The 24,212-nt window shown below is 38.3% G+C and carries 20 protein-coding genes and 1 riboswitch; of the genes, 18 read left to right on the forward strand and 2 right to left on the reverse strand.

Annotation, left to right across the window (positions count from 1 at the left end):
• The first annotated feature begins 57 nt into the window (after window positions 1-57).
• Genes thiW through thiE form a run of 4 tightly spaced genes read left to right on the forward strand, consistent with a single transcriptional unit; the run spans window position 58 to window position 2,801 of the window.
• A complete protein-coding gene (gene thiW, locus ACK3CR_RS13975) occupies window positions 58-561 on the forward strand; it encodes an energy coupling factor transporter S component ThiW (protein WP_040058113.1) in 504 nt (167 codons plus the stop codon).
• Entirely contained in the window at window positions 558-1,373 is an 816-nt protein-coding gene (thiD, locus tag ACK3CR_RS13980) for a bifunctional hydroxymethylpyrimidine kinase/phosphomethylpyrimidine kinase (protein WP_488975586.1), read from the forward strand. Before thiW ends, thiD begins: the two co-directional genes overlap by 4 nt.
• Entirely contained in the window at window positions 1,373-2,197 is an 825-nt protein-coding gene (gene thiM, locus ACK3CR_RS13985; protein WP_243513021.1) for a hydroxyethylthiazole kinase, read from the forward strand. Before thiD ends, thiM begins: the two co-directional genes overlap by 1 nt.
• The gene (gene thiE, locus ACK3CR_RS13990) at window positions 2,172-2,801 is read left to right on the forward strand and encodes a thiamine phosphate synthase (RefSeq protein ID WP_243513019.1); all 630 of its coding nucleotides are present in this window, start codon (window positions 2,172-2,174) and stop codon (window positions 2,799-2,801) included. Before thiM ends, thiE begins: the two co-directional genes overlap by 26 nt.
• A 28-nt stretch (window positions 2,802-2,829) precedes the next feature.
• Here the strand turns inward: thiE and tenA are convergent, their stop codons facing one another.
• Window positions 2,830-3,519 (reverse strand): thiaminase II, encoded by a 690-nt coding sequence (tenA, locus tag ACK3CR_RS13995; protein WP_488975793.1) that lies wholly within the window; start codon window positions 3,517-3,519, stop codon window positions 2,830-2,832.
• Window positions 3,520-3,602: 83 nt separating this feature from the next.
• Window positions 3,603-3,704: riboswitch (TPP riboswitch) on the reverse strand.
• 148 nt (window positions 3,705-3,852) lie between these two features.
• Between tenA and ACK3CR_RS14000 the strand changes: the two genes are divergently transcribed.
• On the forward strand, window positions 3,853-3,987 hold the full coding sequence (locus tag ACK3CR_RS14000; protein WP_019393378.1) for a hypothetical protein: 135 nt from the start codon (window positions 3,853-3,855) through the stop codon (window positions 3,985-3,987).
• 32 nt (window positions 3,988-4,019) lie between these two features.
• On the opposite strand, the gene ACK3CR_RS14005 is transcribed toward ACK3CR_RS14000, so the two are convergent.
• Window positions 4,020-5,222, reverse strand: coding sequence for a MerR family transcriptional regulator (locus tag ACK3CR_RS14005; RefSeq protein WP_243513014.1), 1,203 nt, complete (start codon window positions 5,220-5,222; stop codon window positions 4,020-4,022).
• 279 nt (window positions 5,223-5,501) lie between these two features.
• Between ACK3CR_RS14005 and ACK3CR_RS14010 the strand changes: the two genes are divergently transcribed.
• The 13 genes from ACK3CR_RS14010 (at window position 5,502) to ACK3CR_RS14070 (ending at window position 23,847) form a co-directional block, all read left to right on the forward strand.
• On the forward strand, window positions 5,502-6,437 hold the full coding sequence (locus ACK3CR_RS14010; RefSeq protein WP_410914754.1) for an alpha/beta fold hydrolase: 936 nt from the start codon (window positions 5,502-5,504) through the stop codon (window positions 6,435-6,437).
• 22 nt (window positions 6,438-6,459) lie between these two features.
• A complete protein-coding gene (locus tag ACK3CR_RS14015; protein ID WP_488975587.1) occupies window positions 6,460-8,445 on the forward strand; it encodes an AAA family ATPase in 1,986 nt (661 codons plus the stop codon).
• Window positions 8,435-9,685, forward strand: coding sequence for a hypothetical protein (locus ACK3CR_RS14020; RefSeq protein WP_488975589.1), 1,251 nt, complete (start codon window positions 8,435-8,437; stop codon window positions 9,683-9,685). The genes ACK3CR_RS14015 and ACK3CR_RS14020 overlap by 11 nt, the downstream gene beginning before the upstream one ends.
• Window positions 9,686-9,924: 239 nt before the next feature.
• Complete coding sequence (locus tag ACK3CR_RS14025; RefSeq protein ID WP_019393383.1) at window positions 9,925-10,128, forward strand: DUF2187 family protein; 204 nt, start codon at window positions 9,925-9,927, stop codon at window positions 10,126-10,128.
• Between the two features lie 114 nt (window positions 10,129-10,242).
• Entirely contained in the window at window positions 10,243-11,109 is an 867-nt protein-coding gene (locus tag ACK3CR_RS14030; protein WP_040058469.1) for an ATP-binding protein, read from the forward strand.
• An 11-nt stretch (window positions 11,110-11,120) separates the two neighbouring features.
• The gene (locus tag ACK3CR_RS14035; protein ID WP_488975590.1) at window positions 11,121-13,049 is read left to right on the forward strand and encodes a vWA domain-containing protein; all 1,929 of its coding nucleotides are present in this window, start codon (window positions 11,121-11,123) and stop codon (window positions 13,047-13,049) included.
• Window positions 13,050-13,124: 75 nt separating this feature from the next.
• Window positions 13,125-14,180 (forward strand): C45 family autoproteolytic acyltransferase/hydrolase, encoded by a 1,056-nt coding sequence (locus ACK3CR_RS14040; RefSeq protein WP_243512981.1) that lies wholly within the window; start codon window positions 13,125-13,127, stop codon window positions 14,178-14,180.
• Between the two features lie 126 nt (window positions 14,181-14,306).
• Entirely contained in the window at window positions 14,307-15,086 is a 780-nt protein-coding gene (locus ACK3CR_RS14045; protein WP_488975591.1) for a class I SAM-dependent methyltransferase, read from the forward strand.
• 60 nt (window positions 15,087-15,146) lie between these two features.
• Complete coding sequence (locus ACK3CR_RS14050; RefSeq protein ID WP_328122777.1) at window positions 15,147-16,013, forward strand: LysR family transcriptional regulator; 867 nt, start codon at window positions 15,147-15,149, stop codon at window positions 16,011-16,013.
• 160 nt (window positions 16,014-16,173) lie between these two features.
• A complete protein-coding gene (locus ACK3CR_RS14055) occupies window positions 16,174-17,511 on the forward strand; it encodes a 5'-deoxyadenosine deaminase (protein WP_410914802.1) in 1,338 nt (445 codons plus the stop codon).
• 412 nt (window positions 17,512-17,923) lie between these two features.
• Window positions 17,924-20,782 (forward strand): 2-oxoglutarate dehydrogenase E1 component, encoded by a 2,859-nt coding sequence (sucA, locus tag ACK3CR_RS14060; RefSeq protein ID WP_243512966.1) that lies wholly within the window; start codon window positions 17,924-17,926, stop codon window positions 20,780-20,782.
• Between the two features lie 15 nt (window positions 20,783-20,797).
• Entirely contained in the window at window positions 20,798-22,075 is a 1,278-nt protein-coding gene (odhB, locus tag ACK3CR_RS14065; RefSeq protein WP_410914803.1) for a 2-oxoglutarate dehydrogenase complex dihydrolipoyllysine-residue succinyltransferase, read from the forward strand.
• A gap of 77 nt (window positions 22,076-22,152) precedes the next feature.
• The gene (locus ACK3CR_RS14070; protein ID WP_488975592.1) at window positions 22,153-23,847 is read left to right on the forward strand and encodes an ABC-ATPase domain-containing protein; all 1,695 of its coding nucleotides are present in this window, start codon (window positions 22,153-22,155) and stop codon (window positions 23,845-23,847) included.
• Window positions 23,848-24,212 lie beyond the last annotated feature (365 nt).

Below are 24,212 nucleotides of genomic sequence, written 5' to 3' on the forward strand. Positions count from 1 at the left end.
GTTGTACTCTTTACTTACATAACAAGCTTCTCCTAGTGCTCATAGGAGGAGCTTTTTTTGCGTAAAACAACGAAGCTATCAGCAACAGCCCTTTTAATGGCAATTGGAACGTTAACAAGTCATCTTTTTTACATTCCGCTTGGGTTTGCAAAGATATTTCCGTTACAGCACGTGATTAACGTGCTTTCTGCTGTATTATTAGGTCCTTTTTACGCGGTTTTATGTGCGTTTGGAACATCGCTTTTACGCAACTTGTTTGGGACAGGTTCAATTCTTGCTTTCCCAGGAAGTATGATTGGTGCCTTTTTAGCAGCGTTTTTATATCAGAAAACGAAGAACATGGCGCTCACTGCGTTAGGAGAAGTCGTTGGAACAGGGATTATCGGGGCCATAATAGCGTATCCTTTTGCCCTTCTTTTTCTAGGGAAAAACGTCGCTCTCTTTGCTTTTGTTCCATCATTTATTATGAGCTCGTTTGGTGGGGCTTTACTTGGCTATATCTTTTTACGTGTACTTATAAAACGAAATGGAATTGAAAATTTAAGGAGGCTAAATTCATGAAAACATCTTTAACAATTGCAGGCTCTGACAGCTCAGGAGGAGCAGGGATTCAAGCAGATTTAAAAACTTTTTCAGCACTTGGTACGTACGGAATGAGCATCATTACTGCAGTTACTGCTCAAAATACGAAAGGTGTTCTTTCTGTGCAAGATATTTCGCCAAACATTATTGAAGATCAGCTTGATGCTATTTTTACAGATATTAAAGTTGATAGTGTGAAAATTGGAATGCTCTCAACGGTTGAAACAATTAAAGTAGTTGCTAAAAAACTGAAAGAATACAATGCCCCGCATGTTGTATTAGACCCCGTGATGATTTCAAAAAGCGGCTATGACTTGCTTCACCCAGAAGCTGTTGAGGCATTAAAAGAAGAACTATTGCCTCTTGCATCAGTTGTAACACCGAACGTTCCTGAAGCCTGCAAACTTACAGGAGCAGAGATTAAGACAATCGAGGAGATGGAAGATGCAGCACGCCTTTTAATAAAGGAAGGTCCATCAGCCGTTTTAATGAAGGGCGGACATTTAGAAGAAGAACCAACAGATGTTCTTTTTAATGGAGAAATGTTCACACACTTTTATGGAAAGAGAATTCAAACAAAAAACACGCATGGCACAGGTTGCACGCTTTCAGCTGCCATCTCAGCAGGATTAGCACGAGGATTAGCCCTTGAAGATGCGGTAAAACAAGCAAAAGAATATATTACAGGAGCTATTAAGAATAGCTTAAACATCGGAAGCGGACATGGCCCAACTCATCATTTTTATGATCTTTACGAAAAAGCGGGCGTCTATAAAGAGGAGAGAGTCTAATGATGAAACAAAGAATTAGTGAGTTGTTAAAGGAAACAAGAGAAAAAAATCCTCTTGTTCATCATATTACAAATGCTGTGACAATTAATGATTGTGCGAATGCAACACTCGCTGCTGGCGGTTCTCCTGTTATGGCAGATGCTATTGAAGAAGTAGAAGAAATGACGTCTATTTCTTCTGCACTTGTCATTAATTTTGGGACAATCAAAAAAGAGTCTCTTGTTGCAATGGAAAAAGCAATGAGAAAAGCAAATGAAAAAGACATTCCCGTTGTCTTTGATCCTGTTGGAGTTGGGGCTACAACATATCGTACGAAATCTGCTCAGTGGCTGTTAGAGCAAGTAAAGGTAACGGTTATTAGAGGAAATGTTTCTGAAGTGGCCTCTCTTATTGGAGTAGAAGCTAAAACCTCAGGCGTTGATGCTGGAGAAGTTGATGAAGATAAAACTACAATTGCTAAAAAAACGGCCAAAAAGTATAACACTGTTGTTGTCATAAGTGGAGAAATTGACGTTATTACAGACGGAGAGCGTGTCGTCTACGTAGAGAATGGTCACCAGATGTTAACGCGTGTAAGTGGGACAGGATGTATGACAGCATCTATTATTGGCTGTTTTGTTGGAGCAAGTGGGAGTGTGTTAGAAGGAGCGCTTGCTGGTATTTCCTATATGGGACTTGCTGGAGAAAGAGCCGTAAAGCGTCTTAAAGAAGGAGAAGGGGTTGGCACTTTTAAAATTAATCTTTTTGACGAACTATCAACACTTACGAGTACAACGTGGGAAAAAGAGGTGAAAATGTATGAAGCAAAACAACCTATCTTATAAAATGTATCTTGTTACAGATTTGTTTGGGGGAACAGAAGAAGAACTTTTAGCAAAAGTGGAAAAAGCGCTTGAAGGAGGGGTAACGCTCGTACAGCTTCGTGAAAAGGAAGCGGACGGAAAAGAGTTTTATGAGCGTGCCCTCCGGCTTAAAAAGCTTCTTGATCGATTTCACGTTCCGCTCATTATTAATGACAGGGTAGATGTAGCACTTGCTGTTGGGGCTTTTGGCGTACACGTTGGGCAAGATGATTTGCCACTAAAAGTTGTGCGTTCTCTTGTAGGAGATATGATTGTTGGCGTATCTGTCCGAACAGTTCAAGAAGCGAAAAAAGCAGTTGAGGACGGAGCAGATTATATCGGAGTTGGCGCAGTTTTTCCGACAAGCACAAAACTTGATGCAAAAGGAATTACAAAAGAAGAGCTGACTGAAATTACGGGAAGCGTACGTATTCCAGCTGTTGCAATTGGTGGAATTACAGCTGGAAACATTGAAAAATTAAATGGAACAGGTATTAAAGGAGCTGCTGTTGTGTCAGCTATTTTAAAAAATCAAGATCCAAAGAAAGCAGCGGAAGAACTAAACGAGAAATTAGATATTCAATAAAAAAGAGAGACAGGTGTCTCTCTTTTTTTTATGCTTCTACAGGGTTCATTTCACTTGGCCACTGCTGTTTTTGATAAGCCATATCCCAGAATAAATACTCAAGCTCACAGCTTTTAATGAAATGATCTTTCATTTTTTCTTTTTCACGCTCTGAAGCGCCTTCTGCCCACTGATCTAAGAGAGCGCAAAGCTTATGTGTGACAGAGTCCATTTCTTTTTTGCCATAAAACATAATCCATTCATAGAAAGGATGATCTTCTGTTGGATTGTGTTTCTCAATTAGTTTTTGACCAATTTCTAAGTATGTCCATGGGCAAGGAAGAAGAACCGCGATGATTTCTCCAAGCGAGCCTGTTTGAGCAACGGTTGTCATATGGTTAATATAATGATGTGCACCAGGTGCTAGTGGTTTTGCTTGAAGATCTTCATATTTAACTCCTGCAACATCACAGAAATTGTGATGAGGATGAACTTCGCTATGAAGCACAAAATTGATTTGTTCATTAAAAAGTTCCATCTGTTCACGATTTTCACAGCGTGAAATAGCAACGCCATATACGCGGCAGAAAGAAGTTAAATATTCGAAATCTTGACAAACGTAGTGAATAAGAGCGTCTTTTGGAACGTTTCCTTCTCCAATTCCTTTCACAAAAGGGTGATTGAAAATTGTTTCGTAAACAGGTGCTGCAACGTGACGAAGTTCTTGACTAAAAGACATCATTTTTCCTCCTTATAGTGGAAGGCCAAAAGGGAAAGGAAATAAAAAACCACTCTTCATAACAAGAGTGGACAACGAGCGAAAAAACGCTGCTGCCACTTTCCTACGCTGGTATAAACCAGATCAGGTTCAAAGGGATTAAGAAAGCTCTTATCTCAGCCATTACGGCACCCCTAGTGGACTTCCTATGTAATTGCACTTAGTATAACATGATTTTTCCATCTTTGTATATCCCTTATCCGGAAATGTTTGTAAAGCTTCAAATTAGGTTATGAAGGCGAGTATTCTCGCCCATATTAAAAGGGAAAGCAGTATAAAAGGAGGAGAATGGCGATGACAAAGCGTAATCAAAAAACAAAGTCTGGTTTACAAAGTGTGAACAAAACGAATAAAATGGAAATCGCACGTGAAATAAATGAAAATCCTAAAAGCACCCATACATCTGTAGAAAAAACAAATCCACGCTAAGAACGAGAGCCCATTTGGCTCTCGTTCTTCCTTTATTTCCAAAACCTCCACCATGATTTGACTTTTTCTTCTTCTTCAGCTGCTGCTGTTTGTCTAAAATTATGAACAAAGTCGTGGAAGAGGCGCTCACGCTCTTCGATATCTTGACGATGCATTTGTCTGTCATGCTTTAGTTCATTTACATATGCTGCTCTATCACGTTTAATAGAATCAATTAAATCTTTCATTTCATCTGCTTTCCAGTCTGAACGCTTCGTCATCTCATGAGCAAACGAGCGAAGTTCAAAGCTTGTCGACTTTGAATTTTCTTCTAACTCATGAACCATTTTTTTCATCTCATCCATTGAACTTCCCGATGACTGTTCAATATTTGTAAGCCAATGTTTGAGCTCAGCTTGTCTGTCTAATGCTTCTGCTGAAACTTGTTCAACATACCCCTGCATTTCTTCAGTTGTTTCTTCACTTATTTTTGTTAATCGGCTTGAAACATGTTTGAGCTCTCTCTGCACTTCTTTCGACGTTTGTTCACCAGATTCAGAGACAACCGCATTAATCGCTTCAATTGCTTCTACTGTCTGTTCATTGTTATGTTGAAGCTGTTCTTTTACTTCAGAAATAATTTCATTTCTCACTTCACCGCGAATTTCATTTCTGACCTCTGTTAAAAGTTCGCGTTTGAATGTATCGAAAGCTTCAAATACATCTTTGTATGTTTGAACTTTTTCAACCAATTCACTTTTTACTTGATTTACAGGCTGAGGAGTAGAGTCTACTGGGCGCATTGTAGAAAGTTCCTCGTTCTTTTTCTTTTCTTCCTGCTGAAGGCGCTGGCGTTCACGTTCAGCTTTAATACGCTGTTCAACGACTCTTTGCTGCTTTTTTTGATCGATAGAAGAAGGAGGTGGTGCTTGTTTTTTTTCATTGTTATTTTCATTAAGAGAACTGTTATGTTTAGCAAAGGATAAGACATTAGACTGCTCAGTACTATTTTGTGAGGATTCTGGTTTCTGCTTCGCCTTTTTAAGAAACAGCTTAATTTCTTCTTTTTTTGTTTTCTTTCCGTACATGTCTTTTAACGTTCTCAGCATTTGGAGCTCTTCTTCTGTATAAATGCGTGCACCTTGTTTTGTGCGAGGAATGTAAAAAAATCCGTCGAGTTCTTTTTCCCATTGTTTAATAATTCTTGGCGGAACATTGACCTTTTTAGCAGCTTCTTTCGTCGTATACGTTTGCATTTTACTCACTCCTCCTCAAGCGGGTTACGTCAGTTTTTATTAAAAAATCCATTATTGGTATCGTTATGTTTTCATCTTGTCTTTTTATGCTAATACACTATTCCTTCAATTAAGCCTCATTTTCCTGCTGAAAGACAAAGGTTGTCAAAACTAGTGTTTGTTTGCTACAACTAAAATAAAAAGAAGAGAAATTTCGACTTATAGTGTCACCCTTTTTATTTTGATTTTCTTCTGATAAAAAGAGAATACTGATATAAAATGGAGAAAGAGGAGGATGACATGTATAGTTTTCAATCGCTAGACAAAGAACAGTTTCCATTTCCAACTTTGTATCGGCAAAAGGAAGAATATCATCAAATTACGGACTATCTTCAGTTTTATAAGCTAGATGTGTCAAACCTTCAGTATGAGTTCGGTTTTTTTGACCATCGTTCACAATCTTTCTTCATGCAGCGTTTTCGTCCCGAAAATAAGCGTGGAACAATTGTAGTTCTTCACGGCTATTATGATCATAGCGCAACATTAAAGCATGCTATCCGCTATTTTACAAATATGAAATATGAAGTTATATGCTATGATTTACAAGGTCACGGTCTCTCTACAGGAGAGAAAGCGACGATTAAAGAGTTTTCTCAATATAGAGAAGCATTCTCACATTTTATCCATACATATTGTCAAAAAGAGTTTCCTCCATTTGTTGTGGCACATAGCACAGGGGCAGGGGTTGTTGTTGATTATCTTTTAAAAGATAGTCATGTATGCCCATTTAGGCATGTGTTCTTTCTTGCCCCTCTTGTCCGGATGAAAGGGTGGCAGCTGGCAGCTTTATCTATTCCGCTTCTTTTTCCATATGTGAAAAGCTTCAAACGAGTATTTCGACGAAATTCAAGCGATAAAGCATACCTTCAAGAGGTGCGAAGGGATCCGCTTCAGTTTACAAGACTTCCGTTAGAATGGATAAAAGCTGTACAAGCATGGACGCATACGCTTGACAACAGGCGTGCTTCTACTCAAGCTGTTACTTTTATTCAAGGAAATAAAGATAAAACCGTTTTACATCGTTATAACTTGCCATTTCTACAAAAAAAATTTCCAAACTCCTCATGCATTATAGTAGATGGAGGAGATCATCAGCTGTTAAATGAAAAAGAAATATTTCGCAATATTGTGTTACAAAAAATAGAGAAAGTGGTACAAACTAAAGAGAAAGAATAAAATTGCAAGAGGATGAAAAAAGATGAAGGAAACAATTGGAGCCTTTCATTTTGAAGAAGATGAGTTTATTACAATTGCTCTTGCTCATTACAATCGCTTCAAAGAGTCAGCTCACTATGATCAAAAATATAAGTGGTATGTATTAAAAGAGTTAAACGAATTTATGGAGAGAAGTGTTATAACAAAAGAAACGGTTGGGGAAATCGTTCATTATCTTAAAAAGGAAAATACATCGAGCGGGTACTTTGTTTATTGGCGTAGCTTACTCGAATTTGAACGGTTCTCTATCACTTATGAAGAACAATGTACAGATGTGCTTAGAACGCTTTATGACGATGAGAAGCCTCTTAAAGAAAGACTTAATGAGGCGACTCGTCAAAGTCACTCATGTGGCTATTCATTAGGAGCTCCGCTTCTTGGTTACTTGCTTGCAGCATTTGACTATACGTTGTACCCTATGTACAAAAAAGAAGTGCTTGAAACATTTAAAAATATGATCGGAGCACATGAGAAATTAGGGCGTGCTGCTGATAACTATAGTCAGTATGTTGAACTGTGCAAGTATCTTTTACCATTTGTGGCTCGTGAAGTAAAAAATGCAACAATGCTGGATGTGCAAGATTTCCTTTATTGCATAACAAAATATAGAGAGCTTTTTGTTCCTGTTATTATTCATTATTTAAAGCATCTTAGTGAAAAATCTTACGAAGAGGCGGAAGATGCACGAGTTTGTGCTCTTTTGAAAATGGTTCATGGAGCAATCTGTGAGATACCAGAGTTATCGCCTCTTTGTATTCAAAAGGCCCGGGAACTTACAACATTTAAAAATGATTCATATCCTTCTCTTGTTATTTATACAAAAGAACAAGAAGGTCATGTAAAACTTTTTTTAGAAATTGAAAAAGATGAAATTCGCTATGGCATTATGGACGAGTATGAGAAAGACATGGACGTTATTCATCGAATTGAAGACTTTTCGTTCTCACGTCTTCGGCAGAAATATGAAACAGCTTATGAACGACTCATTCGCCTTAATAGGCAAACAGTGCGAGAAGAAAGAGCTTCATATGGGGAAAGGGAAGAAAATGAGCGTCAGCCTGTTTCATTTGATCATAATGTGCAGTTTCCCTCCCTTTATTTTGAAGATGAAGAACGCTTGAAAAGGCAAATTCAATCCGCATTGAAAAACGGAAAACATTTAATTTTCGCAGGACCTCCTGGTACAGGAAAGTCAAAGCTTGCGAGTGAAGTTTGTAAAAGCTATGGAGTTCAGTCTGTATTTACAACAGCCTCTTCTGATTGGTCAACGTTCGAAACCATTGGAGGATACCATCCAACAAGAGAAGGGACATTAACTTTTCATCCAGGCCTTTTTTTGCAATGTTTTAAAGATGACAGAACGAAAAAAGAGCAAAATAAGTGGCTTATTGTTGATGAAATGAACAGAGCTGACCTTGATCAAGCATTTGGTGCCCTTCTTTCAGTTTTAGCAGGTGATCGCGTTTCTTTAGGATTTAAAGCGGAGAATGGAAAAAACGTCACGATTTCCCCACAAGAAGAAGGAAGAGATGATGTTCATGAATATAGCGTTCCTTCCTCATGGAGGCTTATTGGCACAATGAATACAAGAGATAAAGCAACTTTATTTCAAATGAGCTATGCTTTTATGAGAAGATTTGCCTTTATTTCTATTCATCCTCCAAGTGAGATTACCGAAAAGGTTTTGTTTCGGTATATGAATAAATGGGGAATTGATAACTATCCATTTATTACAGAACTTACAAAACTTTGGCATGTTATAAATCAATATGAACAAATCGGGCCTGCTCTCATTCAGGATGTGGCTCTCTTTACGAAAGATGAAGGAGATTTTACATCTGCCTTTCAGCTGTTTTTATGGCCTCAAATTCGTTTGTTTGAAGGAGAAAGAGAGTTTATGAATGAGATTTGTTCCCTAAACTTTATTGACGAAGAAACAATAAGAAGGGAGTGGAAAGATGAACAATAAAGAATGGCTGAAAGAGATGAGCGATATTCTTCTTATTTTTCTAAAAGGAAATCGATTCTCTCTTTCGTCTTTTTTTGAAAAAGCATCTTTTCACATTGATTCAATTGAAGAGCTTGCAATGATTCATTTTCTCCTTCAAGACGAAACAGCCGTTTTCTTGGAAGAGCTAGCGAAAACAAGAGAGCTTTTCCCTTCTTCAACAAATATTCATAAAAAGCAGAGTGGGAAAATGGCAGGCCATATTCAGTGGAAAAAGACTATTGAAGCTCGAAGCAGAGAGGGATTCACAAATCGGGCGACATATGTCAGCGGCTCGAAAAACCGAACATTTGAGACAAAGGAAAATAAAGTTTTAAAAGCTTGTCTTAATATGTTACGCTCATTAGTGCAGAAGTACGGTGAAAAAACGGAGCTTTTATCGTCTGTGAGAGACTATGAACAAAAAATAAACAACTATCTTGCATTTTCACTATTAACAAGCATAAGTTGTGAGAAAATAACAAATGAAGAGATTAAAGATGTCACAACATCGAAAGTAAGTTTGTACCGCCAAGCAGCTCTTCTTTTGTTACAATACAATCGTTTGAATGCTAAAAAAGTGAATGAAGAAGATCTTTTGCATCTTTTTCAACGTACATTTTGGCAACCTGAGCAAATGGATGTGTTGTTTGAACTTTACTGGGCATTAAAACTCGTCAAAGAAAATACAAAAGAAGCTACACTCCACCTTTTATATGAAGGAGAAAACTTAGTTGCAAGCTGGGAAGATATGAGCTATACGTATAAACTTTATCATAACTCTAAAGGTTCCGCTCTTTCCTTCAGTGTAAAAATGGGAGAAGTCGATGAAAGCGATCATCCGTATTTAGCACGAAAAGTTCTATCCCAAAAAGAAGCAAATCGGTTAGGAAATCAGTTTTTTACAACAAAGGCGAGAGAGCATATATTTTGGCAAGGGCGTCCAGATCTTGTTGTTGAAATGAGAGAGAAAGGACGCAATGAGCTGTATAAAGCTGTTGTAGGTGAAGTTAAGTTTACGGACTCTGAAACATACGCAAGAGAAGGTCTTCGGGAGCTTTGTGATTATCTATATTTTGCTAAGATAAACAACTCATATGCAAAAGAAGGAATGATTGAAGGGCGGTTGTTTTTAAGAGATGCACCTTTTTCAAATGTTGAAGAAGGTAAAATTTCAGCATACAGTCTTTCTTCTTCAACAAATTTAGCGATTACACCTTAAAAATATAAATAGAAACGGCAAATTTAGTGTATAATAATGTCAGGTTTTAAGATCGGATTCTACCACAATATTTGCAAAAGAAGAAACATAGCTTGTCAAAAAGTCAAATTTTCGTTATATTATTCACTAGAATTATGTTCTAAATGAAAATAAAAAATAGTGCAAACAAACAGATGAAAATGATCTTTATTGATTGTTAATGCTTTGCAATTTTGAAATGAAAAGGAGTCGCTAACTATATGGAAAACACGCCAAAAGCTCAACCGACGGCAGACGTTGGTGACATGATTCAAGTTAATAAAGGAATGTACAAAGGATTCAAAGGAAAAGTTATGACAGTGCGCGAAAGCTCTGTTATTGTGGAAATGGGCGTTGACTCAGATTCTGGTGAGCCTGTTCGTACAGTAATCAATCATCGTAACTATAAAAAAGTAAAAGCTTAAAAACGAAAGGGACGCTTACAGGCGTCCCTTTCATCATTTTTCTTTTAAGAGAAAAAGCTTTCTAGTACAATAAAAGTAGTGAAAAAAAGCGTGGAAGAAAGGAACGAAACAACAATGAACATACCAAAAGAAATTGAAAATCTTATTGAAGAAAGACAACAAGGAGCATATCAAGACGATGAGCGTCTTATTGGAAAGGGCGGTTATATGGCTGAAGATGAAGCTATCATAACGGATGCTCTTATCGCGCTTTCATTAGGGAAAAACGTACTTTTAAAAGGACCAACAGGGTCAGGGAAAACGAAGCTAGCTGAAACACTCTCAGCTTACTTCAAACAGCCAATGCACAGTGTGAACTGTTCAGTTGACCTTGATGCCGAAGCATTGCTTGGATTTAAAACGATTCATACAAGCGGAGGAGAAACAAACATTGATTTTGTTCCAGGACCTGTTATTCAAGCTATGACAAAGGGTCATCTTCTATACATTGACGAAATCAACATGGCAAAGCCCGAAACATTGCCAATCTTAAACGGAGTACTTGACTATCGTAAAATGATTACAAATCCGTTTACAGGTGAAGTTGTGCGCGGTGAGCAAACGTTTGGCGTTATCGCCGCAATCAATGAAGGATATGTTGGGACAGTACCTTTGAATGAAGCACTTAAAAACCGTTTCGTCATTATTGATGTTCCATATATTAAAGGAGAAAGCTTAAAAGCGGTTCTTTCTTCACAATCTCGCCTTAATGACGAGAAAATGATTGATAAGTTTGTAAGACTTTCAACAGATTTAATCACACAAGTAGAAAACGGACAAGTTTCAGAAGAAGCAGCTTCAATTAGAGCGCTTATTGATACGTGTGATCTTGCTCTTTATATGCCCCCGCTTCGAGCAATTGAGCGTGGTATTGTTCAAAAACTAGAAGATGAGCGTGAAAAGGCTGCTGTCCAAAATATTGCTGAAACTCTTTTTGAGTAAGGTGTTGTTTCATGAAGTTTATTAAATTTAATGATAGTCAAATTAATTCTTTTCTATTTATGGAGCTCGAAGACTTAGCCCGAACGTTGACAAAAGATGAAGAAATGGAGATTGAGTATCGCGTTTCTTCCTATTATGATCCATATTTAAAAAAAATGTACCTAAGCCATTTCTGGGGGCAGCGTCCACATGAGGAAACAGTAGCAGGCTTAAAAAGCGACGTGTTTTTACGAAGCACGGAAATTACCCATGGTGATTACGGGGCCATTGCTCGTTATGTAAAGCATATTCGTCGCTCTCCTGTTCAAAGTTTCGCGCGCCAATTGTTTATGGTATTTGAAAATTTGCGTCTTGAAGAAGATTGCAAAAAAGACCGACCAGGTACGAAAAAAGTATTTTTAAAGCGACGAGAAATGTATAAAATGTACTTTAGCACACAGCTTCGCTTTAATGTGGAGCGTAACATTCACACTGACGCACTTTTTTGTGCTTTATATGTGCTAGCAACAGTAGATAATCCCTTTGAAGAACTTCCGTCTATTCAACCTGATATTGACCGAGTGATTCCATTTTTACGCGAGCAAATTATGCGCACCTTTGAAGCTAAGACAACGCGTGAGGTGACGCGTATTTGCGAAGAGATAAGTGATGTGCTAGAAGAAGTGCTTGAAAAAGATATGTTAAACACGTATTTCCTTCTTCCAGATTTTAATTATGAAGAGCTGCAGCAAGGATTAACATTTGATGATTTAAAAAGAAAATCTAAACTTAAAAATGATGATGTGATTAAAGGTGAGAAGTCAGGGGAAGAAGACGTTCACGAAGATAAACTGCCAACATGGCATCAAGAAACAAGTAAAGCAACGGAAAGTTTCCTTCAGTTTGATTTAGAGCAAGGTTCAAAAACAGATTTAGGGGGAGATGACGCTGTTCGTGAAGGAGAAGACGGAGATCAAGCGCTAGGTGTTGTTCAAGGGCAATCTAAAAAAGCAAAGCGGAACGATTATTCAAAGCTAGAAGCGCTTGAAACAAGAAAAGAAGAACCACAAGAAGGCGGAGATGAGTCGTTTGGAAAAGACAATCGCTATGCGAAAGCATTAGTAAAAGAAAAAACGCGCCCAACGTCAGAGGAGCGTTCACAGTACAGTGCAAATGTAAAAGAAATTGCACCATATCAAAAGCGGTTAAAACAAATGATTTCAAAAACACTTGAGCATAAGCGGATTTTACCTCGCACTGATCTGCATTTTGGGCGTTTAAATCAAAAAAACTTGCTTCGTCTTGCAACAGACGACAATCCGCGGCTTTTTCATAAAAAGAACGATCCATCTCATGAAATTGATGCTGTATTCTCGCTTCTTGTCGATTGTTCAGCCTCTATGTTCGACAAAATGGAGCAAACAAAGCTTGGCATTACTCTTTTTCATGAAGCATTAAAATCTGTACACGTGCCACATGAAATTGTCGGCTTTTGGGAAGATACAAACGATGCAACAGAAACGTATCAGCCAAACTATTTTCAACATGTTATTGATTTTTCTTCATCGTATAAGAAAGAAAGCGGATCTGAAATTATGCAGCTTGAACCAATGGAAGATAACCGAGACGGCTTTGCAATTCGTCACGCTTCTCAAAGTTTAATGAAGCGCAGCGAAAAACAAAAGTTTCTGCTTGTTTTTTCAGATGGAGAGCCTGCTGCAATGGGATATGAGCAAAACGGAGTTGTTGATACACACGAAGCTGTTTTACTCGCGCGCAAACAGGGAATTGAAGTAATCAACGTCTTTTTATCAAATGAACCAATTGATGAAGGACAGCAAACTACAATTCGCAATATTTACGGGAAATACAGTATTTTAGTTGAAGACGTTTCAGAACTTCCGAACGTTCTGTTTCCACTTCTAAAACGACTTCTTCATAAGAGTATTCAAACAGGATAACTCTTTTAGAGCTTCTTATTCCTATAAGGGTAAGAAGCTCTTTTTCTCTTAAAAACAGAGTTTGGAGTTGAGACTATGCAATCCATTTTTGTGAACGTTAAGCAAGGAAGAGGCACATCATATGAACTTGGCCACATACTTGGCAAATGGCATAAAGGAACAATTTTGTATGAGTCACATAAAAGACGAAGAAAGAAGTCATTAAGAAGCTATCCCATCCAACTAAAAGAAGCGCGTAAGAGAGTAGAAGAGTTTGCACCACACATATGGGAAGAGCTTGAAGGCATTTCAGATGGAATGGAGTGGCGATTAGAAGACGTTGTGCATGAGTATAGCGGCTATCAAGGAGAATGGAAAAAGTCAGGGTGCTCTGCTCTTATGGCGGAAGGCTTTTATGCTCGAAACTATGATTACCATCCTAAAACATATGATGGTCGCTTTTTACTTTGGCAACCGAGCGAAGCATATGCAAGTATCGGATTTGCTCAAAGGTTGATTGGACGTATGGACGGAATGAATGAAAAGGGACTTTCAATTGGGTATCATTTCGTACATCGAAAGAAAGCAGGAGACGGGTTTATTTGCTGCTCCATTGCGCGGTTTATTCTTGATACATGTCAAACAACAGAAGAAGCAGTAGAAGTATTAAGAAATATTCCACACCGCCACTCGTTTAACTATACGATGAATGATAAAAATGACCGTGCTGCAATTGTTGAAGCCTCTCCGCGCGGAGTTAACGTTTCATATGGAAGAAGTCTTGCATGCTCCAATCATTTTAGATCTCGGGAACTTCAAGATGAAAACCGCCGTCACCTTGTTGAGTCAAAAGAAAGACTAGCAAAACTTGAAGAAGCATTAGAAAATCCGCTAACACCCTATGGAGCATTTGAGCTTTTTAATCATACAGATTATCCGTTTTTTAAACGCGACTACAGAAACTCGGCAGGAACGATTCATTCTTCTGTTTATGCTCCAAAAACAGGGCGAGTATATGTTGGAGTTGGAGAAAATCGTCGTCCTGTAATTTTTTCTTTTTATGATTGGATAAAAGGACAAAAAAATGTAGTTACAAAAATCAAAGGAGAAGTAGATACAAATTTAGACTTTCCTCATTTGAGCATTTTATAACACCTCTTTTTCAAGAGGTGTTTTTTTATTGATAGGAGATCCCTATCAATGAGGGATCAATTATCTAATATTCTTTAATATATAAGAGTGATAATCTATAAAAAGAACGAAAAGGGAGGACGCAACATGAAAGAAGCTCTTGGTACAAAAAATCAGTGGAACCCAGAATACTATAATCAAACTGCATCATTTGTCGCTAAATATGGGGAAGATGTGCTTTCGTTACTTCGTGCAAAAGAGGGGGAATGTATCTTAGATTTGGGCTGTGGAACAGGAATTCATGCTCATCAGATTGCATTAATAGGGGCAAGTGTTATAGGAATTGATGCTTCACAAAACATGATTAGAAAAGCTAAAGAATCCTATCCTCAACTTGAGTTTAGAACTGGCAACGGAGAAGATTTTCAGCTTGAAAGAAAAGTAGACGCTGTTTTTTCAAACGCTGCTCTACACTGGATGAAGAGGCCTGAACGAGTTATATCTTCCGTAAATCACTGTTTAAAAAGCGGAGGTCGGTTTGTTGGGGAAATGGGATGTAGAGGGAATGTAGATTCCATTATTCAAGCTCTGTATCAAGCTTTAGAAGAGTATGGAATAGAAAAAAAGGATATATACAATCCATGGTATTTCCCGAGTGTTGGCGAATATACAACTCTTCTTGAACAGGGAGGATTTGAAGTATGTTACGTTTCCTCTTTCGATCGACCAACAGAACTTGCTAAAGAAAATGAAGGCATCAAGGGATGGATTGCTAACTTTGCGGGAGACTTTTTAACACATATAGACCAAAGTATTCAAGGAGAAGTTGTAAAAAGAGTAGAGAGCATTGCAAAGGAACACTTGTATAAAAGTGAAAAGTGGGTTGCTGACTACAAACGCTTGCGATTCTTAGCAATAAAAAAATAAAGAGCAAAAAACCTTATGATAAAATTGTCATAAGGTTTTTTTATGAAAAGGAAGTGCATAATGATGGATATGAAGTGGATAGAAACGTTTCTTGTTGCAGCAAAGCATGAAAATTTCAGAAAGACCTCTGAGCTTCTTTTTCTTTCTCAGCCAACTGTTACAGCACATATTAAGCATTTAGAACGAGAGCTTGGCATTTCTTTTTTTAAACGCTCCGGACGCCACGTTTATTTAACAGAAGCAGGACGAAGATTTGTTCCACATGCTGAAAAATTGGTGGAAAGTTATTATGATGGTGTGCAAACTTTAGAAAGCTTTAAGCAAGGATTTCAGCGTAAAATAACAGTTGCTGTTGCTCCTTATATTGCTTCAGCTATTTTGCCGAGATTTCTTAGCTCTTTTTTACATAAATATCCTAAAATCGAAGTTATGATAAATGTTGTAAAGTCCATGGAAATTAGCGGTGAGCTCGAAAGCGGAAGAGCAGACGTTGGTTTATCAAGGATGCCTGTTTCACACGCAATATGCAAAAGTATTTTACAAGATTCCGTTATTCTCGCAGCTCCTCCTTCTAGTGAAAATGAATCCCTTTTTTCTCTTTTTCACCAGCATCGGTTATTGATTAACAATCATCCTTTCTATTGGGAAGAAATTTTGCCGTCTATTCAGCAGGCATATAAGGGCGTGAAAACGATGGTCGTTAATCAAGTAGAAATTACAAAACGGTTTATTGAGGAAGGATTAGGCATGTCTTTTCTTCCTTTTTCCGTTGTTGAAGGGGAAGTGAAGGAAGGGAAAATAGATGCTGTGCCTTTTTCTATCTTTCCTCTTCCTGTATCAAACATTTACGTTGCGTACAGAAGAGAAACAGAGGACGTGCTTACTTTTATCGATACTCTTCAGCAATTCATTAACGGCGTTGATTAATCACATATTGTTTTATGAGTTGCTACTTTAAACATAAAAGTTCTTGTCAAGTCCGTTTACAATATGCTCGCCATTCTTAATGAGAAAAACATATAATATGGAAACTTACTTTACATGTAGGCATATGACAGTATTTTGGGACTTCAAAGGAGAGATGACAGTGAGACGGTTGCTAATCAAAAATGCTCAGCTTATTACGATGAACAAACAAGACGATATTTTTCACGGAGATGTTTTAATTGAGGGAGAACGAATTAAAGAAATCGGGACGAACTTACAGCCGGATACTGTGGACGCTGAAATAGACGCACGTCATCAAATTCTTCTTCCAGGGTTTATTCATACGCACATTCATCTTTGTCAAACGCTTTTCAGAGGACAGGGAGATGATTGGGAGCTTATGGACTGGCTGAAAAAAAGAATCTGGCCCCTTGAAGCGGCTCATGATGAAGAATCCATTTACTATTCAGCGATGCTTGGCATCGGGGAATTGATAAAAGGTGGTACAACGTCTATTGTAGACATGGAAACGGTACATCACACAGATTTTGCTTTTCAGGCCATTCAAAAAAGCGGCATTCGGGCACTTGCGGGTAAAGTGATGATGGATCATGGTGAAGAAGTGCCAAAGCTCCTTAGAGAAACAACGAGCGCCTCCTTGCAAGAAAGCATGGACCTGTATGAGAAATGGCATAACAAAGACGGGCGCATCCAATATGCTTTCTCACCTCGTTTTGTTGTCTCATGCTCAGAGGAACTGTTGAAAGAGGTTGCTTTTTTATCTGAAGAATATCAAGTTCGTGTACATACCCATGCTTCAGAAAATAAAGGTGAAATCCAAATTGTAGAGCAAGAGCGAGGCATGCGTAATGTCGTTTATTTAGATCATCTCGGCCTCGCCAATGAGCGGCTTATTTTAGCACATTGCGTCTGGTTAGATGAGGAAGAGAAAAAAATTATTAGAGATCGAAAAGTAAAGGTAAGCCACTGTCCAGGCTCGAACTTAAAGCTCGCTTCAGGGATTGCCGAAGTGCCCCATATGCTAAAGAGTGATATGTATGTTAGTTTAGGCGCGGACGGAGCTCCGTGCAACAACAATCTTGATATGTTTCAAGAAATGAAACTTGCCGCTCTTATCCAAAAGCCCATCCATGGCCCAACTTCAATGAAAGCAAAACAAGTATTACAAATGGCCACGATTGGAGGAGCTAAAGCACTCGGCTTAGAGCACGAGATTGGAAGTATTGAAGTTGGAAAAAAGGCGGATTTAATTTTGGTTGATCTTCACAAGCTTCATGCTTTTCCTTCCTATGATATTGATCCTATTTCCCGCATTGTTTATTCCGCTTATAGCTCAGATGTAGAAACGGTCATCATTAATGGGGAAATTGTAATGGAAAATCGACGTTTAAAAACAATGGATGAGGATATTATTTTAAAAGAGGCCAACAAATCAAGCAAAAGGTTAATTGAAAAGCTGCCTACAATTGCTTATTGAGCTATGAAAAAAAAGAATAGCTTCCATCAAAATAATTGATTCTTCTGTTGTGTTTTTTTTACGTGTTTAGGAGAAAACCTTGATAAATCAAGGTTTTCTTCTTCATAAGAAAATCAATTAAGGAAGAGAAAACGGTAAAAAGAGGTAAGGATGAGCAAAATAGTGCTTATTTTCACAAAAAAGCGAAAAAAACGAAGAAATCGCTTTCTTTTTTGAAAAAACCGCTAGAATGCTTGTCTTTTCGCGCCTATTTATGTTTTGAGGAATTGTGACAAAAATGTTACTATGAGTGTAACATCCCAAGTAAAACTTTCCGGGTTGTTACAATGATTTGTATAGGCTTTCAATATAGTATAATAAGCGTTTTATAAAAAAGTAAGAGGCTAAATGAAAGAGGGGTTGGGGAGAAATCATGGAGAGAAAAAACACAGGAAACGAAGCTCCTTGGCATAGTTTTTTTGGACCTAACTTAGGATATGTCATGGAATGGTATGATCAGTATCAAGAAGATCCTGAATCAATTGACCCTGAAGTCAAAGCGTTTTTTGATGAGTGGGGAACACCGCCTTCTCTAAACAAAAGCAGCAGTCAAAATGAAGGGGTAGGAGTCGATTATACGGATCCTGCACAAATTGAAAAGATTGCAACAGCTGTGAAGCTAGCAACTTATGTGCGTACTTATGGTCATCTTTATGCATCTATTTTTCCGCTTGAGAAAAATAAAACGGAGATGGCGCTGCTAAAACTGGAAAATTTTGATTTGACAGAAGAAGATGTGAAGCGCATTCCGCCTCATGTTCTCTGTCCAAACGCACCAGATCATATCAAACAAAAGGATGGTTTGGCTGCTTATCACTATTTAATTGAAGTATACACGAAAAAAATTGCTTTTGAGTACCAGCACGTACATAACCGAGAGGAGAACGCTTGGTTAAAAGAGATGATTGAATCGGGTAAAATATATCGTTCTCTTTCTGCTGATAAGAAAAAATCTGTTTTAAAACGATTAACGCAAGTAGAAGGGTTTGAACAGTTTTTACATCGTTCTTTCGTAGGCCAAAAGCGCTTCTCTGTTGAAGGAGTTGACATGCTTGTTCCGCTTCTAGATGAAGTTGTGGAACACGCTGTTCACAATTTAACAAAGTCTATTAATATTGGAATGGCGCACAGAGGACGTCTTAATGTACTTGCTCACGTGCTTGGAAAACCATATGAACTTATTTTCTCAGAATTTCAGCACGCGCCAAATAAAGAGGTTGTTCCATCTGAAGGTTCAATTGGAATCAGCTACGGATGGAGCGGTGACGTAAAATATCACCTTGGTGCTGACAAACACATTAGTGAACAAGATCAGTCATTTAAAACACGCTTAACATTGGCAAACAACCCAAGTCATTTAGAATACGTAAACCCTGTTGTTGAAGGTTACACAAGAGCTGTACAAGATGATCGTACAGGAGCGGGATATCCTTCTGTTGATTCCACAGCGTCACTTGCTGTTTTAATTCACGGTGATGCAGCGTTCCCAGGGGAAGGAATTGTTGCAGAAACGCTAAACTTGAGCGGTTTGAACGGCTATCATACAGGTGGAACGATTCACGTTATTGCGAATAACAAAATTGGTTTTACAACAGAGAGCGTTGATTCTCGCTCAACTAAATATGCAAGTGACTTAGCAAAAGGATTTGAAATGCCGATTATTCACGTCAATGCAGATGATCCAGAAGCATGTTTAGCAGCGGCTTATCTTGCATTTGAATATCGTAAAAAATTCAAAAAAGACTTTATCATTGATCTTATTGGATATCGTCGCTTTGGTCACAATGAGATGGATGAACCATCTGCAACACAGCCTAAAACATATGAGCTTGTACGCGCTCACAAAACGGTGAAGAATTTATATGCAGAGCAGCTTCAAAAAGAAGGCGTTGTAACTGAGGAAGATGTGAAAGCAATTGATGAAAAAATTGAAGAGCGTCTTCAAGAGGCATTTAGCAAAACGCCTGATAAAAAATCGTTCCAGCCACAGGAAGTGCCTGAAATGCCTGAGCGTCAGCTTCCACCAATTGAGACTGCTGTTGATGGAGAACAACTCCTTGCTCTTAACGATCAGCTTGTGAAATGGCCAGAAGGATTTAGCGTATTTAAAAAGCTGCAAAAAATCCTTGAAAAGCGTGCTGCTAATTTAAAAGACAATGGAAAAGTAGACTGGTCACTAGGGGAAGCACTTGCGTTTGCCACAATCTTAAAAGACGGCACACCAATCCGTTTAACAGGGCAAGATTCAGAACGCGGTACGTTTGCACATCGTCATATTGTTTTACATGATGAGAAAACAGGAGATGTTTACTCACCGCTTCATACGTTAGAAGATGTGAATGTTTCATTTGCTGTTCATAACAGCCCGTTAACAGAAGCAGCTGTTGTCGGATTTGAATATGGATACAATGTGTTTGCTCCTGAAACACTTGTTATTTGGGAAGCACAGTTCGGTGATTTCGCGAACGCAGCACAAGTTATCTTTGACCAGTTTATCACAGCAGGTCAAGCAAAATGGGGACAAAAATCAGGTCTTGTTATGCTTCTTCCACACGGATATGAAGGTCAAGGTCCTGAACACTCAAGCGCACGCTTAGAACGTTTCCTGCAGCTTGCAGCTGAAAACAACTGGGATATTGCGAACGTAACAACTGCGTCACAGTATTATCATATTCTGCGTCGCCAAGCGGCTCTATTGAAACATGATGACATTCGTCCGCTCGTGATTATGACGCCGAAAAGCTTGCTGCGCAATGCTCACAGCGTATCTTATCTTGATGACTTGAGCAAAGGTGAATTTAAACAAATCTTACAAGAAGAAACAACAGGAAAACAAAAAGAAAAAGTAGAGCGTATTATTATGTGTAGTGGTAAAGTCGCTATTGATTTACGCGATACAGTTCAAAAACAAGAAGAAGAAATTGATTCTGTTCATATTTTAAGAGTTGAAGAGCTTTATCCATTCCCGCTTGCACAGGCACGCGAGATTCTAGCACAATATCCGAATTTAAAAGAGCTTGTATGGGTACAGGAAGAACCAAAAAATATGGGACCGTGGTCATATGCGTATCCTCGTCTTCAGGAAATTGTTCCAGAAGGTGTTGAGATTGGCTATGTTGGACGTCGTCGCCGTTCAAGTCCTTCTGAAGGGGATCCAACTGTTCATAAGAAAGAACAAGAACGTATCGTAAATGAAGCACTAAAACTAACTAATCATGTATTAAGACGTTAGAAAGGGGCCAGGACAATGGGAGAGATCAAAGTACCAGAATTAGCAGAATCAATTACAGAGGGCACAATTTCAGAGTGGCTAAAAAAAGTAGGCGACAAAATTGAGCGCGGTGAATATATTGCAGAGCTTGAAACAGATAAAGTAAATGTTGAAATCACAGCTGAGGAGTCTGGCGTAATTACAGAATTTCTGAAAGAGCCTGGTGATACTGTTCACGTTGGTGAAGTGATTGCTCGCTTAGATGAAAGTGGAGAAGGCGGAGGCGAAAGTACATCTTCTTCTGCACCAGAAGCGAAAGAAGAAGCATCACAGGAAAAAGCACCAGAGGCTGAAGCGCCAAAAGAAAGCACAACAGCTGTAGCAACGAAGGAAGTACCAAAAGAAGAAGCAAAATCGACAAGCCGTACGATTGCTTCACCAGCAGCTCGTAAACTTGCTCGTGAGCGCGGCATTAAACTTGATGATGTAAAAACAACAGATCCAATGGGGCGCGTTCGTAAACATGATATCGAGTCACATGAGAATAAACCAGCAGCTAAAGGGCAAAGTGCACCTCAGCCACAAAAACAAGTACAGCCACAAGATCCACAGAAACCGGAAGAACGCATAAAAATGACGCGTCGACGTCAAACAATTGCTAATCGTCTTGTAGAGGTTCAGCAAACAGCAGCAATGCTGACAACGTTTAATGAAATTGACATGACAGCTGTTATGGCTCTGCGCAAGCGTCGTAAAGATAATTTCTTTGAACAGCACGATGTTCGTCTTGGATTCATGTCTTTCTTTACAAAAGCAGTTGTGGCTGCTCTAAGAAAGTTCCCGCTCTTAAACGCTGAAATTCAAGGAAATGAGCTTGTTCTGAAAAAGTATTACGATATTGGTGTTGCCGTATCAACTGATGATGGTCTTGTTGTTCCAGTTGTACGTGATGCAGATCGTAAAACATTCTCTGATATTGAAGGAGATATTTTAGATAAAGCAAAAAAAGCGCGTGACAATAAATTAACGTTAAAAGATTTACAAGGTGGAACATTTACGATTACAAACGGAGGAGTCTTTGGTTCTCTTCTCTCAACTCCAATTTTAAATGGACCACAAGTGGGAATTCTCGGTATGCACAAAATTCAACTTCGTCCTGTTGCAATTGATGAAGAACGTTCCGAAAATCGTCCAATGATGTATATTGCTCTATCATATGATCACCGTATTGTAGATGGAAAAGAAGCGGTAAGCTTCCTTGCTACAATTAAAGACTTATTAGAAGATCCAGAAACACTTCTTCTTGAAGGATAAAGAAAAAACAGCCTCTCCTTATAAGGAGAGGCTGTTTTTTGTTACACTAAACATACTAGAAAGAAGGGAGCGATAAAGTGAAAAAGCTGTTACAAATTCTTAAAGAAATCGATGGGAAAGGATATCCAAACTATAAAAGGATACAAGGGAGATACAAGTGGCCACATTATGAATTAGCTGTTAACTATGTGCAAGGAGATCCTTTTGCAAGTCCATCTAAAATTTGTTTACATATTCCTTTGAAAAATATAGAGATAAAAAAAGAGTGGCTAAGAGATAAATATCGTGAAATATGCTGTAAAGACCATATTACACGGCTTATAGATAAAAGCTTAAAAGAAGAAGCGGAAAGAGCAAAAGGGTCCGGAAAAAGTGGAATGATTCTAATTGATTATCCCGGACAAGAAGTGCTCAATCGAACTTCCGTTACTTTTTCCGCATCACTGATGACTGTCACACTGTCAGTTGGCTTACCTGCAAAAGGACGCCGGATTTTAGGGGAACAAGCTGAGCTTATTTTCAAGACTCTTCTGCCCGCTGTTGTAGAAAACTCCATTTTTCAAATGAATATAAAAAAATTAGAGATGGCGGTTATCCTCACTGATCAGCAGCAAGCTATTCGTGCTTATTTAAAAGAACATGGCCTTATTTCGTTTGTCGCTAATGGATCCATCCTTCCTCGGAAAAGCGGTGTGAGTGAGCTACCTTTACAAAAAGCTGTTCCTTTTCAAAGTCCAGAAGAATTAGAGATTGCTATTCCTATTCCACATACAAAAAAGCATTTAAGGGGAATGGGAGTAAAAAAAGGGGTTACGGTTATTGTTGGGGGAGGCTATCATGGGAAAAGTACGCTTTTACAAGGAATTGAAAGAGGCGTTTATAACTATAGAAAAGGAGACGGCCGTGAGTTTGTGATTACGGAAAATACGGCTGTCAAAATTCGTGCTGAAGACGGACGAAACGTTGAAAAATTAGACATTTCTCTATTTGTAAATAACTTGCCAAACGGAGGGAGTACAGCAGAATTTTCAAGTGAAAATGCAAGCGGAAGTACGTCCCAAGCGGCAAATATTATTGAAGCGCTTGAAGCAGGGGCAGGGACTTTAATTATTGATGAAGATACAAGCGCTACAAATTTTATGATTCGCGATATGCGAATGAAAGAACTGATTTCCCCGGAAGAAGAACCAATCACCCCTTTTATTGATCGAGTAAGTACCCTTTACGAGCAAGAAGGAATATCATCTATCCTTGTGATGGGGGGATCTGGGGCATATTTTGAAAAAGCACATACTGTTTTAAAGCTCAATAATTACAACTGTACGGACGTTACAAATCAGGCAAAAGAAATTGCGGCTAAATACCCTGAACAACAGAGATATGCAGTTGCGAAACATCGAGTACGAAGAGAAAGAATAGTGAGACCTAAAAGTTTACAAAGTGAGCAAGGAAGAAAACGAATGATAAAAGTTCGTTCAAAAGATACGATTCAATATGGAAAAAGCATCATTAACCTCCACTATGTAGAACAGCTTGTAAATGAAAGTCAAACAAGAGCAATTGCAGAAATTCTTAGTCATATAGAACGAAAAAATTTGCTTTGTTCTTCAAAAACGATGAAAGATTTATTGAAGTGTGTTCAACAAGAAATGGAAAGACACGGCTTGAAACATTTTGCAAGCTCAAAAAAAGGTGAAGGAGAATTAGCAGAGCCTCGGGCACATGAAATCGCAGCAGCGTTAAACAGGCTTCGTTCCCTCTCTGTGATATAAATAAAGAAGAGAATCTTTTCTCTTCTTTTTTATTGTGTCTTTTCCCCTAGTCCTAATCTTTTATATAAGACTTAATTCCCCTTTTATTTATAGATATAAAGCATTACAGCATATTTCAATCTTTAAACAAGGAAGAAAAGAAGGAAAGAAAGGCGTGGGTTAAAGAAAATTTACAAAAAATAAATTTTCTTCATATTTCTAATGTTACAGATAATTTTCGATTTTTGTTACATTAAACGTGACAAATTGATTATGTCCTAGAGAGTGATTATGATTCTTTTCGCATCTTTACAAGTAGTTATGGGCGGAAAATGCACGGAAGTTACCTACGTTAAAGAGCAAATAGTCCCCAAATTCCTTTATTT

Source organism: Priestia sp. TRM10 (assembly GCF_057808375.1).

What these genes read in the sequence shown, in the direction of transcription:
- thiD (WP_488975586.1), top strand. Translation starts at nt 558, where the DNA reads ATGAAAACATCTTTAACAATTGCAGGCTCTGACAGCTCAGGAGGAGCA.
- thiM (WP_243513021.1), top strand. Translation starts at nt 1,373, where the DNA reads ATGATGAAACAAAGAATTAGTGAGTTGTTAAAGGAAACAAGAGAAAAA.
- thiE (WP_243513019.1), top strand. Translation starts at nt 2,172, where the DNA reads ATGAAGCAAAACAACCTATCTTATAAAATGTATCTTGTTACAGATTTG.
- tenA (WP_488975793.1), bottom strand. Translation starts at nt 3,519, where the DNA reads ATGTCTTTTAGTCAAGAACTTCGTCACGTTGCAGCACCTGTTTACGAA.
- ACK3CR_RS14000 (WP_019393378.1), top strand. Translation starts at nt 3,853, where the DNA reads ATGACAAAGCGTAATCAAAAAACAAAGTCTGGTTTACAAAGTGTGAAC.
- ACK3CR_RS14005 (WP_243513014.1), bottom strand. Translation starts at nt 5,222, where the DNA reads ATGCAAACGTATACGACGAAAGAAGCTGCTAAAAAGGTCAATGTTCCG.
- ACK3CR_RS14010 (WP_410914754.1), top strand. Translation starts at nt 5,502, where the DNA reads ATGTATAGTTTTCAATCGCTAGACAAAGAACAGTTTCCATTTCCAACT.
- ACK3CR_RS14015 (WP_488975587.1), top strand. Translation starts at nt 6,460, where the DNA reads ATGAAGGAAACAATTGGAGCCTTTCATTTTGAAGAAGATGAGTTTATT.
- ACK3CR_RS14020 (WP_488975589.1), top strand. Translation starts at nt 8,435, where the DNA reads ATGAACAATAAAGAATGGCTGAAAGAGATGAGCGATATTCTTCTTATT.
- ACK3CR_RS14025 (WP_019393383.1), top strand. Translation starts at nt 9,925, where the DNA reads ATGGAAAACACGCCAAAAGCTCAACCGACGGCAGACGTTGGTGACATG.
- ACK3CR_RS14030 (WP_040058469.1), top strand. Translation starts at nt 10,243, where the DNA reads ATGAACATACCAAAAGAAATTGAAAATCTTATTGAAGAAAGACAACAA.
- ACK3CR_RS14035 (WP_488975590.1), top strand. Translation starts at nt 11,121, where the DNA reads ATGAAGTTTATTAAATTTAATGATAGTCAAATTAATTCTTTTCTATTT.
- ACK3CR_RS14040 (WP_243512981.1), top strand. Translation starts at nt 13,125, where the DNA reads ATGCAATCCATTTTTGTGAACGTTAAGCAAGGAAGAGGCACATCATAT.
- ACK3CR_RS14045 (WP_488975591.1), top strand. Translation starts at nt 14,307, where the DNA reads ATGAAAGAAGCTCTTGGTACAAAAAATCAGTGGAACCCAGAATACTAT.
- ACK3CR_RS14050 (WP_328122777.1), top strand. Translation starts at nt 15,147, where the DNA reads ATGATGGATATGAAGTGGATAGAAACGTTTCTTGTTGCAGCAAAGCAT.
- sucA (WP_243512966.1), top strand. Translation starts at nt 17,924, where the DNA reads ATGGAGAGAAAAAACACAGGAAACGAAGCTCCTTGGCATAGTTTTTTT.
- odhB (WP_410914803.1), top strand. Translation starts at nt 20,798, where the DNA reads ATGGGAGAGATCAAAGTACCAGAATTAGCAGAATCAATTACAGAGGGC.